Raw genomic sequence first — 13,617 nt, 5'->3', positions numbered from 1 at the left:
ATCCCCGCACTGGTCCGCACCGTCGATGTTGCGATAAGCACGATACACCCATGAGAAGCTTCCTTCCCCGGTCTCGCCGACTGAAAATCCTGCTGACGCGTCTTGCGCCGCCCGTTATCCTGTGTGGAACGCTGGGCGGCTGCTTCTCGCTGGGACCGATGGAGCTGACCCACGACCACCTCGCCTATTCGCGCGCGCTGGGCGACACGCAGAAACGCGAGATGCTTCTGAACATCGTACGCATCCGTTATGCCGATCCGCCGACGTTTCTCGATACGACGCAGGTGATCGCCGGATATCAGATGAACCGGACGATGAACGGCGGATTTTACGCCTATCCTCACGGCGTCGGCAGCTATCTGTTCGGCGGCGGCTCGGCGAGCCTTCAGGAAAACCCGACATTCACGTATCAGCCCGAAGCCGGGCAGCAATATGCCGAGAACGTCGTGCGCCCGATCGCGCCCGTGGTCATCATGCCGCTCAGCCTCGGCGGCCTGCCGATCGACTCTCTCCTGCGCCTCACCGCCCAGTCGATCGACGGCCTGAGCAACGTTCGTGGCCTGGGCGCGGGCCCCAACGGTGGCGGCTCGCTGAAATTCTACCTTCTTCTGCATGATCTGAGGCAGCTTCAGGTGCGCGGCGCCATGACGATCCGCATTTCGACGGACGCGCCGAAGAACACCGCCAAGGGCGACGACGCCAAACCCGACGACAGCAAATCGGACAAGCCCCAGAGCGAGCATGCGTATCTGGTGCTGCCCGCGACCTCGGAGCCCGATCTGGCGACGATCCAGGCGGAAGTGCGCCGCCTGCTTCATCTTGACCCCAAAAGCGAGGAAGCCGAGATCGTCTATGGCCCCTATCCCAAGGTGCCTGGCCAGATCGCCGTCCTTACGCGTTCGATGTTTGCGATTCTTTCGCAAATAGCCTACGAGACCAATGTCCCCGAAGCCGACGTCATCAAGGGACGCACACTCCAGACCATCAGCCCTGTCGGAATAGAAACGCGCCCCGATGTTGTCATCCATTCTGGCAAAACCGTTCCCAAGGACGTGTATGCGGGCGTCGAATACCGCCATCAATGGTTCTGGATCGAAGATACGGACTTCCAGAGCAAGCTGGCGTTCACAATGATCCAGATTCTGGCCGCACTCGCGGCCACAAGTCATTCGGCTGGAGCTGTCATCACCATTCCAGCGGGATAGTCATTAGTTTGTGAAGAATTACAGGGTTTCGCGCCTCGCGCTTCCCTGTATCTGTGACACGGTAACACTGCTGGATTTCATTCCGCCTTGAAGAAACCAGCAACATTTCTTGGAGGCATTATGGCAGATTATGGACGGCCATCCGAAATTGGCAGGATCGCAACGATCATTCTCGGCGCCCTCATTTTACTATTCGGCGTTATTTTTCTTGGCGGCGGGGCGGAACTCGCCGCTCTCGGGGGCTCCTGGTACTATATCCTGTGCGGTATTGTCCTGACCGCATCCGGCGTCCTCACCATCAAGGGACGTCTTCTCGGCGCCTGGCTCTTCCTGCTCGCATGGGCCGGAACCCTCCTCTGGACCATCTATGAGGTTGGCTTTGACGGCTGGGGCTGGCTGCCGCGTCTGTTCGGCCCGACGATCATTCTCGTCCTCGTGCTCGTCAGCCTTCCGGCACTGCGGCGTCGCGATACCATTCGTCCAACGATCAGGAGCGCTGTCTGATGCGCAGGATTTCCCTTCTCGCAGCAACCATTCTCGGGAGCTCGCTGGCCGTTGCGGTCGCTCACGCACAGATGGCCGGTCACGAGGACCGTCTCCCCGGTCCGGTCTCCAGCGAGGCCTATCACGCCGATCCGCTGAACCCGAAATTCGAACCTCCGTCCCCGTCCAGCCCCCAGGCTCCGGGCGTGAACGCCGCCAACCTGCCGGACGATCCGGAAATCGATATCTCCGAAGTCCCGCAGATGGTGCCGCAGGTCAGCACCAACCCCGCTCCGGCTGACTGGCCCGCTTACGGCCGTACGGACGATCAGAACCGCTATTCGCCCCTGTCGCAGATCACCCCGGCCAACGTCGGCAAGCTGAAGCGGGCTTTCGTCTATCATACGGGCAGCAAGCCCGCCCCTGGCCAGGCCAACAAATGGGCGGCGGAAACCACCCCCATCAAGGTGGGTGATTCCCTCTATACCTGCTCCGCGCTCAACGACATCATGCGGATCGACGCCGCGACCGGCAAGGAGATCTGGCGGCACAACAGCGGCGTAAAATTCGACTCCATTCCGTACACCGCCGCCTGCAAGGGCGTCACGTATTTCACGTCTTCCGTCGTGCCGGAAGGTCAGCCCTGTCACAACCGGATCATCGCCTCGACACTCGACATGCGTCTGATGGCGCTCGATGCCGAAACCGGCAAGATGTGCGAAGGCTTCGGCTTCGGTGGCCAGATCAACCTGATGCAGGGCATTGGCGAATCCGTCCCCGGCTTCGTGTCGATGACGACCCCGCCTCCGGTGATCAACGGCATCGTCGTCGTCAATCATGAAGTTCTCGATGGCCAGCGCCGCTGGGCTCCCAGCGGTGTCATCCGTGGCTATGACGCCGAAACCGGCAAGTTCGTCTGGGCCTGGGACGTCAACAACCCCGACGACCATCACCAGCCCGCGCCCGGCAAGCATTACAGCCGCGGCACACCGAACTCCTGGGCCGCCATGACGGGCGACAACGAGCTGGGGCTCGTCTACGTCCCGACCGGGAATTCGGCAGCCGACTATTACAGCGCCATGCGGTCCGACAAGGAAAACGCGGTCTCGTCCTCCCTCGTGGCTCTCGATGTCCGTACGGGTGCGCCGCGCTGGGTCTTCCAGACGGTTCACAAAGACGTCTGGGATTACGATATCGGCTCGCAGGTCACGAAGTTCGATTACCCGAACGCGGACGGCACGAAGACGCCGGCGCTGATCCTGCCGACGAAACGCGGGCAGACCTTCATTCTCGACCGCGCCACAGGCAAGCCGCTGCCGGAATTCCCCGTGGAAGAGCGTCCGGCACCTTCGCCCGGCGTGATCCCCGATGATTCGCGTTCGCCCACGCAGCCTTGGTCGGTCGCCTTCCCACGTCTCGGTTTCCCCGATCTGAAAGAAAGCGACATGTGGGGTATGTCGCCCATCGACCAGCTCTTCTGCCGCATCAAATACCGCAAGGCCGCCTATGTCGGCGAGTTCACGCCACCCCATCTCAAGAAGCCCTGGATCGAATATCCCGGCTATAATGGTGGTTCGGACTGGGGCAGCATGGCTTACGACCCGAAGTCGGGCATCGTAATCGCCAACTGGAACAACACGCCGATGTATGACCAGCTGGTCAACCGCGCCAAGGCCAACAAGCTCGGACTGATGTCGGTCGACGATCCGAACTTCACGCCAAGCAGCGGCGGTGCGGAAGGGAACGGCGCGATGTCCGAAACGCCTTATGGCATTGTCGTGACACCGTTCTGGAACCAGTACACCGGCATGATGTGCAACAAGCCGCCTTACGGCATGATCGAGGCGATCGACATCAAGACCAAGAAAGTCCTGTGGCAGAAGCCGCTGGGCACGGCGCGCGCCAACGGCCCGTGGGGTCTGCCGACCGGCCTGCCGCTGAATATCGGCACGCCGAATAACGGTGGCTCGGTCGTCACCGCCGGTGGCCTGATCTTCGTGGCGGCAGCGACCGACAACCAGATCCGCGCCATCGACATGAAGACGGGCGAAGTCGTGTGGAGCGACGTCCTGCCAGGTGGCGGACAGGCGAACCCCATGACATATGAAGTCAACGGCAAGCAGTACGTGGCCATTATGGCGGGTGGACATCACTTCATGATGACACCGGTCAGTGATGCGCTGGTCGTCTACGCGCTTCCTGACGACGTTCACTGACGAACGTCCGACCCGTTCAGGGCGACTTCACGGAAACCGGGCACATCTGTGCCCGGTTTTTTTGTTTCCGGGACACAGGTCAAACAAAAAACGCCGGCAGGGTGATGCCACAGGGGAACCCGAACGCGTCCAGCCGCTTTCCGCTACGGGTCAGCCGATCCCGGCCACGGAGTGACCATGGAATCCACGCATCTCTTCGAATTCATTCTCTTCCTTCTCGTCATCATTCTCGGGCTGGAAGTGCTGGCCAAACGCGTCAACCTTCCTCCCGCCGTCGCTCTCATTGCTGGTGGAATCGCCCTGGCCGTTATGCCGGGTGTGCCGGATTTCGAACTCGACCCTGACCTGGTCCTGGTCCTGTTCCTGCCTCCCCTCCTCATGGAAGGCGCCTTCTTCACCGCATGGACTGAATTTCGCAGGCAGCTTCCCGGCATCCTCGCGCTCGCTGTCGGGGCGGTTTTCTTCACGACGCTCGCTGTCGGCCTTGCGGTCCACTGGGCCGTTCCGGCGCTTCCCTGGGCGGCCTGTTTCGCGCTCGGCGCGGTCGTCTCGCCGCCGGACGCCGTCGCCGCACGCGCCATTCTCGAACGTCTTCCCCTGCCACGGCGTCTCATGGTCGAGCTTCAGGGCGAAAGCCTTCTGGATGACGCAACGGGCCTGACGCTTCTGCGCTTTGCGGTCACGGCCGGACTCACGGGCGGTTTCAACGCCACCCATGCCGGCGGCACGTTCATGTTCCTGGCGCTCGGAGGCATGGCGGTCGGTGGCGTTCTCGGATTGCTCTGGGTGCGCCTCGTCCCGCTGCTCGGCGACGTCTCCACGGCGATCGCCGCGACATTCGCCCTCTCATGGGTGTCCTATATCGCGGGCGAAGCCGTGCATGTGTCCGGTGTTCTATCGACCGTGACCGCCGGGCTCGTGCTGGGCTGGTACCAGCACGAGATGTTCTCTGCCGCCCTCAGAGTTCGTGCCGTCGCATGCTGGCGCGTCATGGTCTTCATCCTGGAATCCTTCGTTTTCATCCTCATCGGACTGACGATGCGCGCCATAGCGGAGCATCTCGGCAGCGTCGAAAACGCCGTAAGCACCTATCTGCTGCCGGTCTCCGTGGTGCTCGTCGCCATGATCGCCTCGCGTTTCATCTGGATCTTCACCGCGGACCTCATACGGGCCGGACTCTATCGGGTCTTTGGCTGGAAAGGTGGCCGGTTCTCCTTCGCCAACGCCACTGTCATGAGCTGGGCCGGGATGAGAGGCGTCGTCACCATCGCCGTCGCGCTCGCCCTTCCCGAGGAAATGCCGGGACGGGCCCTGATCGTGATTTCGGCTTTCGCCTCCATCTGCGCCACGGTCATCGTTCAGGGCACCACCATCGGGTGGTTGATCCGCCGCCTCAAACCTCATGACGAGCACGCCGAATCGTCTCGATCCCATCTCAGCCGCGCCGAAGCCGCGACGCTGGTCGCGCGCGCGCAGATCGACGCCATCGAGACCCCAGGCGAAAAAAACGCTCTGCAAACGCCCGACCGCCATCGTGTCGCCCAGTTCATTCAACGACTGCACGTCCTGCAAGCCTATAGCGAAACGCCCGACGAACATGACTTCGCGGATCGCGAGGCCGAACATGAAGCCGTTCTCGCCGCCATAGGAGCCGGTCGTCAGGAAGTGCTGCGTCTGCATCGAAGCGGCCAGATCCCGGAACATCTTCTCTACACGCTTGAACACCAGCTGGACCTTCAGGAGCTTGCGGCGGACACGGAACGCTTTTAACGGAAGGTCCATCCGAATTTTTTTGAGCTATACGCCACCTCATGGTCTCCTCTTCCCGCCACCCCGCCATTCTTCAGGTCCTCCCGGCCCTGAAGGCCGGCGGCGTGGAACGTGGGACACTGGAGATGGCGGAAGCCGTCATCGCCGCCGGTGGCCGGGCCATCGTCGCCAGTGCAGGCGGCCCTCTCGTGGACAGTCTCGAGCGGATCGGCGCCGAACACGTCACGATCGATCTCGCAGGCAAATCACCGCTCGCCATCTGGCGGAACGGCCGCCGACTGTCCGGCCTGATCGCGCGCGAAAACATCGATCTCGTTCATGCCCGGTCGCGCGCCCCGGCATGGGCGGCCTCACGCGCGTGTCGGGCTGCGAGCCTGCCCTTCGTGACGACATGGCACGGACTGCACAACGCGAACTGGGCCGGGAAACGCCATTACAACGCCATTCTGGCGCGTGGTGACCGCGTCATCGCGACAAGCGCCTTCATCGCCGAACGCCTGTCGCAGGACTATCACGTCCCCCCCGAACGTCTGCGTCTGATTCCGCGCGGCGCGGACGTCGCGCGTTTCGATCCGACCCGCGTCACCGGCCAACGGATTCAGACCCTTGTGGACGCGTGGGCCATTCCGGAAGGCGCCCGCACGATCATGCTTCCCGGACGCCTGACGCGCTGGAAGGGCCACATGGTGACGATCGAAGCTCTCAGCCTTCTGGCCTCGACCCTGCCCCAGCCATGGGCATGCATTTTCGTGGGACCGGCCGACCCTGAAGATCGTTATGTCCGCGAACTCTGCGCTCTGGCCGCCAGACGCGGAATCGCGGCCAACCTGCGCTTCGCAGGCCACTGCCAGGACATGGCCGCCGCCTACGCGCTGGCCGATGTCGTCGTAGCCCCCTCCCTGCGCCCCGAGCCCTTCGGACGCATCGCGGTCGAAGCCCAGGCCATGGGGCGCCCCGTCATCGCGACGGCGATTGGCGGCAGCGTGGAAACCATCCTGCCCGACCGGACGGGGCTTCTGATCCCGGCCAACGATGCTCCCGCCCTGGCTGAAGCCGTACTTGGCGTGCTGTCCACGCCCCCCGATGCGCTGGCCCTGCTCGCTGAAACCGCGCGTGATCACGTTCTCGCCCGCTACAGAACGTCGGACATGCAGACCGCGACACTCCGCGTCTATGATGAACTTCTCGGAACGCAACTCTCCCCGACATTCCAAGCCATGACGGAGGCTCTCCCTGCATGACTGAACAGCCAGAACGCCCGGTGAAGCCGGGCAAGCCCCAGCCTGCCATCAAGGCCAAGGCGCAGGCCGAACTCGAGGCGCGACGGGGCCGTGAAGCCGCAGCCCTGCGCGCCAATCTGCGCAAGCGCAAACAGCAGGTACGTGACCGCACGGTCAAAGCGCCTGAAGATCAGGAAGACGGCGCCATCCCCTGAAGACAGGCATCCCCTGAACACCGGCATCTCTTCAACACGGGCATCTCCTCAACACGGGCCGGAAACGCGCTTCTGAAATTGCGCGTCTCCGCCTCAGCCGCTATCAGCAGACCGGCGACCCGATGCGTTTTTCAGGAGACTGCCCAATGTCCGTCATGCCCGATAGCTGGATTCGCCGCATGGCGCTCGAACATGGCATGATCGAGCCCTTCGTGGAGTCCCAGAAGCGCGAAGGGGTCATCTCGTACGGACTGTCGTCCTACGGTTATGACGCCCGTGTCGGAGCGGATTTCAAAATCTTCACGGACGTCGATAACGCGGTCGTCGATCCCAAGAATTTCGCGGAAAACAGCTTCGTCACCCGACATGGCGACATCACCATTCCGCCAAACTCCTTCGCTTTGGCGCATACCGTCGAATATTTCCGCATTCCGCGCGATACGCTGGTGGTATGCCTCGGAAAATCCACCTATGCGCGCTGCGGCATTATCGTGAACGTGACCCCGCTGGAGCCGGAATGGGAAGGCCAGGTGACCATCGAGATCAGCAACACGACGAAACTGCCAGCCCGCATCTACGCCAATGAAGGCATCTGCCAGTTTCTCTTCTTCCAGGGGACGTCGCCCTGCGAGGTGAGCTACGCGGATCGGGCCGGGAAATATATGGGCCAGCGCGGCGTCACCACACCGCGCCTCTGATCGCCCCGAAAATTTCGACGAAACATCGCGCGAGAGCGGAAAACGTCATAATTCCGCAATCTTTCCCCCATAGCTCTTGACGAACAGTGCCCGTCGCGAAATGACGCCAGCACATTTCCCCGCCTTGCCTCAGGAGTTGAGCCCTTGGATCGTTTCATCATTCATGGCGGTCAGCGTCTCGAGGGCGAAATCGCCATCGGGGGCGCCAAGAACGCCGGGCTGAAGCTTATGGTCGCAGGGCTTCTGACTTCAGAACGCCTCGTGCTGTCCAACGTGCCGCAGATCGCCGACATCGCGACGATGAAGGATCTGCTCGTCCAGCATGGAATCGCGGTCGATCCGGTCGACGGCAGCACCCGGACGCTCTCCATCGGCGGCGATATTGCGTCGGTCGAAGCGCCCTACGATATCGTCTCGAAGATGCGGGCATCGATCCTCGTGCTCGGTCCGCTCCTCGCCCGCGCGCATGAGGCGCGCGTATCCCTTCCGGGCGGCTGCGCCATCGGAACGCGCCCCGTCGACATGCATCTCAAGGGTCTCGAAGCGCTTGGCGCGGATATCCGTCTGGAGGGCGGTTATATCAATGCGTCAGCGCCGGGCGGCCTGAAGGGCGACCGAATCGTGCTGCCGTTCGCCTCTGTCGGCGCGACCGAAAATCTCGTCATGGCCGCGACGCTGGCCAGGGGGCGCACTGAAATCATCAACGCCGCCCGCGAACCCGAGATCGGCGATCTGGTGGTCTGCCTCAACGCGATGGGCGCACGCATCACGGGCGCCGGCACCGGCACCCTGGTCATCGACGGCGTCGACGCCCTTCATGGCGCCCATCACAGGATCATGGCCGATCGGATCGAGTGCGGCACCTATGCCTGCGCCGCGGGCATCACCGGCGGAGACCTGCGTCTGGTCGGCGGACGCATCAGCGATCTCGGCGCGGTTGTCCGCGCCCTTGAGGAAGCGGGTGTCGAGGTGATTGGTGAAGAAGATGCGATTCGTGTCCGTCGAACCGGGCCGTTGCGGGGCATCGACATCATGACCGAGCCCTATCCTGGCTTCCCGACGGACATGCAGGCGCAGTTCATGGCGCTACTATCCGTCGCCGAAGGGGCATCGATGATCACGGAGACGATCTTCGAGAACCGCTTCATGCATGTCCCGGAACTCAGCCGCATGGGCGCGCGGATCAATGTCCACGGTTCCTCGGCGATCATTCGCGGCGTGCGGAAGCTATCCGGCGCGCCGGTCATGGCGACCGACCTGCGTGCCTCGTTCTCGCTGATTCTGGCGGCCCTCGTCGCGGAAGGCGAGACGGTGCTGAGCCGTATCTACCATCTCGATCGTGGCTACGAAGGCGTGGACAGCAAACTCGCGGCGGTGGGCGCCCGTATCGAGCGCGTGGGAGACTGAACGTCTCCCTATGACCCGGCGGCCCGAACATGGACCGCCGGGTCGGAACGGTCGTCAGGCGGTTGTCGTCGGAACCTGGCCGTCGGGTGTATGCTGATCCACGGCATGCGGCAGAAGTTCGGCGATGGCCGGCAGCACGACAGCCGCGGGCAGTCCGGTCCGGGCGACGAGAGCCTGAACCTGTGCGTCGGAGAGTAGACTGCGGACCTGATCCGCCGAGATCGGCAGATTTTCACCCGTCCCGATCCACGAGCGGATCTTGTCGTCGAGCCCGGCGCTCTTCGCCTGCGCCAGCAGCGTCTGCAGCCCGCCACCGGAGAGAAACTCCTGAAAGCTCGCCCCGAGCTTCTGCTGTCCTTCGCTGCCCAGTGCGCCAAGCGCCTGGCCAATCAGATTACCAAAAAAGCCGCTCAAAACCGTTGTCCTTCTCCAAGAAACAGGTTGGTCAGGCCAGACGCCGCATTTCGGCGGTCTGCTCCGGGGTCGGAACTTCGATATCGATTTCGAGCACCGAGCAGCCTTTGCCAGAGCCATCCAGCTTGACCGTGACCTTGTCGTTATCGATCGACATATGACGTTTGATCACCTCGAGAATCTCCCGATGCAACTTGGCGATCAGATCGGAATCGCCCCCGCCAATCGCGCGCTCATGCGCAAGCAGGATCTGGAGGCGGTCACGCGCGACACCACTGGTGGCGCGCTTGCCGAAAAGGTTGCCGAGGAAGCTCATGCGACCCTCTTCTTGAACAGCCAGTCGAACAGGCCCTTGCGCTCGACGGGCACCTGGATTTCGAGCTTCTCGCCCATGAGACGACGCGCCGCGTCGAGATAGGCGCGCGAGGGGGCCGACTCGGGATTGGAAAGAGTAACGGGCGCGCCCACATTGGACGCGCGAAGCACTTCCTCACTCTCGGGGATAATGCCGATCAGCGGAATGGAGAGAATCTCAAGCACGTCCTCCGTGCTGAGCATCTCGCCCCGCGCGGCGCGCGCCGGATCATACCGCGTCAGAAGAAGGAATTTCTCCATCTTCTCGCCGTTCTTGGCTTTGACGGTCGTGCTGTCCAGCATGCCGATGATCCGGTCGCTGTCACGAACGGAGCTGACCTCCGGGTTCGTGACGACGACGGCCATGTCCGCGTGATGCATCGCGAGCTGGGCGCCACGCTCGATGCCCGCCGGACTGTCACACAGGATCCAGTCGAACTTCTCGCGCAGCTCCTCCATGACCTGCGCCACACCTTCGGCGGTGAGCGCATCTTTGTCACGCGTCTGGGACGCCGGAAGGATCGACAGCGTCTCGCAGCGCTTGTCGCGGATGAGGGCCTGCGCCAGCTTGGCGTCGCCCTGGATGACGTTGATGAGGTCGAACACCACCCGGCGCTCGGCCCCCATAACAAGATCGAGGTTCCGCAGACCCACGTCAAAATCAACAACGACAACGTTCTGACCGGTTTTTGCCAGGGCCGCACCAAGTGCCGCCGTTGATGTGGTTTTGCCGACGCCGCCCTTACCGGACGTGACAACCAGCACCTTCGCCATGTGCGCTCCAGACTTCCCAAAAGATCGCGTTCCGAAATTACGGAACTATGTCCCTCATCTTACGGATTATTCTCAACGCTCCGCAATGGGCAATCACCCGGAAGCCGCGTTTCACCCAACCGAGCGCACGATAATCCGCTCCTCGGCGAGCATGGCCTGGGCCGACTGTCCGGTCAGTTCGCCCCCCATTTCCTCAGCCGTCATGTAGTAGCCGTCAATGGCCAGAAGCTCCGCGTCCATGCGTCTTGCGAAGATCCGCGCATCCGCGCGCCCTCCGACACCGGCGACCGCACGGCCCCGCAACGCCCCATACACATGGATCGATCCCGCCGCGACGATTTCGGCGCCCGATGCGACAGACCCTATGACCACAAGATCTCCCTCGAGATTGCGCACGCTCTGCCCCGATCGCACTGCCTCGGTCACGATCAGGCTCCGCCCCGTCGATACGGCCTCGCCGCTTCGTCCGACCGCTTCTTCGGGAATATCGACAGCACCACTCGCGCGGCCGCCCTCGAGGCTTCCGGGCCACGTCCATCCCGACAGTGCGGGCCAGTCGCGCGCCGCCCCTTCGATGCCGACGATCTGCACGCCGCGCTCGACGAGCTTCTCCTGAAGGCCTTCGAGCCCTTCATCGCTACGATCGAGAAGCGCGAGATCGAGAATGACGGGCTTGCCCGCGAAAAAGCCGGCGGACCGGGCGATCTGTTCATCGAGCGCCTCGACCCAGCGCGCGAGGGGCCGCTCGGGAGAAAGGACGAGAGCCAGAAAGGACCGGCCACGGGCCCTGATGCGTAGCGGCGCGGACGCGCCATCGTCCGGCATCGCCGGGCTGGATGATGTCGAGGACGGCATGGACGATCAGAGCCTCACACGGAAAGAAAGGCGGCGCGGACCCGAATGCCGCCGCTCCGTGCACGATGGCACCTTGTTGGCGATCCGGGACGTACCATAGAATAGGCGCATGCGTATGCTGTACCATCTGCCACTCTCCCCGCAAAGCCGTCAGGTGCGTCTTGTCCTGGGTGAGAAACGTCTGCCCTGCGAACTCAAGACCGAGCGCGTATGGGAAAGGCGCGACGACTTTCTGGCCATGAACCCGGCCGGTGATGTCCCCGTCCTCACCGAGGAGAACGGCATGGTGATCCCCAATGCGGGCGTCATCTGCGAGTATCTCGAAGAGGCCTATCCCGACACTCCCCTGATGGGCCGGACATTGCGCGATCGCGTCGAGGTTCGGCGACTCGTGGCATGGTTCAACGAAAAATTCGCAGCCGAAGTCACGCGCAACCTGCTGGGTGAAAAGGTAGACAAGCGCCTGTCGGGTCGTGGTCTTCCGGACGGACAGGCGCTGCGGGCCGGTTACGCGAATATGCGCTTCCACCTCGATTACATCGGCTGGCTTGCCGAAACGCGGGCCTGGCTGGCCGGTCCCAGCCTGTCCGTCGCCGATTTCGCAGCGGCCGCCCACCTGTCCTGCCTCGACTTCATCGGGGATATCGACTGGAAGAAATCTCCGGCGGCCAAGGACTGGTATGCGCGCGTGAAGTCGCGCCCCAGCTTTCGCAGCCTGCTCGGCGATCGCATCACCGGCTTCGCGCCGCCGGACCATTACGCCGATCTCGATTTCTGAAGATGATCTACGATATCGCCGTTCTGGGGGCCGGGGCCGCTGGAATGATGGCCGCCGCCGCCGCGGCCTCTCGCGGCGGCGCCACCATTCTGATCGATCATGCGCCCGAAGCCGGGAAGAAAATCCTGATTTCCGGTGGCGGGCGATGCAACTTCACCAATCTCGATACGAAACCCGAGAATTTTCTCTCCGCGAACCGTCACTTCGCCCGCTCCGCGCTGGCACGTTATACGCCGCGCGATTTCCTCGCGCTCGTCGAGCGGCACCGGATCGCCTGGCACGAAAAATCGCCCGGACAGCTCTTCTGTGACGAATCGGCGCGCCTGATCGTGGACATGCTGCTTTCCGAATGCCGGACGAGTGGCGTTACGATCGCGCTGTCCCACGAGATCCGTCATGTCGAACGCGGAGATCATTTCATCACGTCCACCAACCATGGCGATATCGCTTCGCGACGTCTGATTCTGGCCACGGGCGGCCTGTCGATCCCCAAGCTGGGGGCGACCGATCTCTCCCTGCGTCTGGCGCGGCAATTCGGTCTGGGCGTGATCGAAACAGCCCCGGCTCTGGTCCCCCTCACATTGAGCGCGCCGCTGTCGGAGCTGGCAGGCGTTTCATTGCTCGTCACGGCGCGCATCGGCAAAACCGCCTTCAGCGATGGCATGATCTTCACTCATCGCGGCCTCTCCGGCCCGGCCATTCTTCAGATTTCATCGTATCGACGGCATGACGGCGCCCCGCTGACGCTCGACCTCATGCCCGGAGCGGACGCCCGTCAGAGTCTGCTCGCGCAGAAAAAAGCCCGTCCGCGCGCCGAGCCCGCCTCCCTGCTGTCCGTCTTTCCCCAACGACTGGCGCGTCACTGGGCGAACGAGACGTTCGGTGAGACCGCCACGACCCTCGCCAACGTCCCGGACCGTCAGATTACGGAACTCGCGGACCGTCTGCGCGCTTGGACCCCCGAGATCTCGGGAACCGAAGGTTACCTCAAGGCGGAAGTCATGAGAGGCGGAATCGATACGGCGGCGCTTTCGTCCCAGACCATGGAGGCGCGCGATGTGCCGGGTCTTTACGCGATCGGCGAGGCCGTCGACGTCACCGGATGGCTGGGTGGCTATAATTTTCAATGGGCATGGGCCAGCGGCCGCGCCGCGGGTCTCGCCGCAGCCAGCTTCTGACACCCTCGGACGAACGCCTCGCACCCCGCGTCATACGCCGTGGCATCGGT

General features: G+C 63.0%; 14 protein-coding genes. 10 read left to right on the top strand and 4 right to left on the bottom strand.

Annotated features, from left to right (window positions below; genetic code table 11):
• Positions 1-50 precede the first annotated feature (50 nt).
• From PWM43_RS03580 to murA, 8 genes are all read left to right on the top strand, one after another.
• Positions 51-1,205: a hypothetical protein gene (locus tag PWM43_RS03580; RefSeq protein ID WP_289841218.1), complete on the top strand. Its 1,155-nt coding sequence runs from the start codon at positions 51-53 to the stop codon at positions 1,203-1,205.
• 120 nt (positions 1,206-1,325) lie between these two features.
• Positions 1,326-1,709, top strand: a complete 384-nt coding sequence (locus PWM43_RS03575) for a glycerol dehydrogenase (protein WP_289841217.1) — start codon at positions 1,326-1,328, stop codon at positions 1,707-1,709.
• Positions 1,709-3,904 (top strand): pyrroloquinoline quinone-dependent dehydrogenase, encoded by a 2,196-nt coding sequence (locus tag PWM43_RS03570; protein ID WP_289841216.1) that lies wholly within the window; start codon positions 1,709-1,711, stop codon positions 3,902-3,904. Before PWM43_RS03575 ends, PWM43_RS03570 begins: the two co-directional genes overlap by 1 nt.
• Before the next feature lie 177 nt (positions 3,905-4,081).
• Positions 4,082-5,674 carry a Na+/H+ antiporter gene (locus PWM43_RS03565; protein WP_289841215.1) on the top strand — a complete coding sequence of 531 codons (1,593 nt, stop codon included), beginning with the start codon at positions 4,082-4,084 and terminating at the stop codon, positions 5,672-5,674.
• 41 nt (positions 5,675-5,715) lie between these two features.
• Positions 5,716-6,915, top strand: coding sequence for a glycosyltransferase family 4 protein (locus PWM43_RS03560; protein WP_289841214.1), 1,200 nt, complete (start codon positions 5,716-5,718; stop codon positions 6,913-6,915).
• Entirely contained in the window at positions 6,912-7,109 is a 198-nt protein-coding gene (locus PWM43_RS03555) for a hypothetical protein (RefSeq protein ID WP_289841213.1), read from the top strand. Before PWM43_RS03560 ends, PWM43_RS03555 begins: the two co-directional genes overlap by 4 nt.
• 146 nt (positions 7,110-7,255) lie before the next feature.
• A complete protein-coding gene (gene dcd / locus PWM43_RS03550) occupies positions 7,256-7,807 on the top strand; it encodes a dCTP deaminase (RefSeq protein ID WP_289841212.1) in 552 nt (183 codons plus the stop codon).
• A gap of 144 nt (positions 7,808-7,951) precedes the next feature.
• A complete protein-coding gene (gene murA / locus PWM43_RS03545) occupies positions 7,952-9,214 on the top strand; it encodes a UDP-N-acetylglucosamine 1-carboxyvinyltransferase (RefSeq protein ID WP_289841211.1) in 1,263 nt (420 codons plus the stop codon).
• Positions 9,215-9,268: 54 nt separating this feature from the next.
• Here the strand turns inward: murA and PWM43_RS03540 are convergent, their stop codons facing one another.
• The 4 genes from PWM43_RS03540 to minC all read right to left on the bottom strand — a co-directional run bounded on the left by PWM43_RS03540 (position 9,269) and on the right by minC (position 11,611).
• Positions 9,269-9,748 carry a YidB family protein gene (locus PWM43_RS03540; protein ID WP_394356024.1) on the bottom strand — a complete coding sequence of 160 codons (480 nt, stop codon included), beginning with the start codon at positions 9,746-9,748 and terminating at the stop codon, positions 9,269-9,271.
• Positions 9,660-9,944 carry a cell division topological specificity factor MinE gene (minE, locus tag PWM43_RS03535; RefSeq protein WP_289841209.1) on the bottom strand — a complete coding sequence of 95 codons (285 nt, stop codon included), beginning with the start codon at positions 9,942-9,944 and terminating at the stop codon, positions 9,660-9,662. Before minE ends, PWM43_RS03540 begins: the two co-directional genes overlap by 89 nt.
• Positions 9,941-10,756 (bottom strand): septum site-determining protein MinD, encoded by an 816-nt coding sequence (minD, locus tag PWM43_RS03530; protein ID WP_289841208.1) that lies wholly within the window; start codon positions 10,754-10,756, stop codon positions 9,941-9,943. Before minD ends, minE begins: the two co-directional genes overlap by 4 nt.
• 111 nt (positions 10,757-10,867) lie before the next feature.
• On the bottom strand, positions 10,868-11,611 hold the full coding sequence (gene minC / locus PWM43_RS03525; RefSeq protein WP_289841207.1) for a septum site-determining protein MinC: 744 nt from the start codon (positions 11,609-11,611) through the stop codon (positions 10,868-10,870).
• 109 nt (positions 11,612-11,720) lie between these two features.
• On the opposite strand from minC, the gene fzlA reads away from it, so the two are divergent.
• Positions 11,721-12,389: an FtsZ-binding protein FzlA gene (fzlA, locus tag PWM43_RS03520; protein ID WP_289841206.1), complete on the top strand. Its 669-nt coding sequence runs from the start codon at positions 11,721-11,723 to the stop codon at positions 12,387-12,389.
• Between the two features lie 2 nt (positions 12,390-12,391).
• The gene (locus tag PWM43_RS03515; RefSeq protein WP_289841205.1) at positions 12,392-13,567 is read left to right on the top strand and encodes a BaiN/RdsA family NAD(P)/FAD-dependent oxidoreductase; all 1,176 of its coding nucleotides are present in this window, start codon (positions 12,392-12,394) and stop codon (positions 13,565-13,567) included.
• Positions 13,568-13,617: the final 50 nt, after the last annotated feature.

It is taken from the genome of Brytella acorum (genome assembly GCF_029309905.1).
Taxonomy (GTDB): domain Bacteria; phylum Pseudomonadota; class Alphaproteobacteria; order Acetobacterales; family Acetobacteraceae; genus Brytella; species Brytella acorum.
This window is presented reverse-complemented; position numbering and strand designations above follow the sequence as displayed.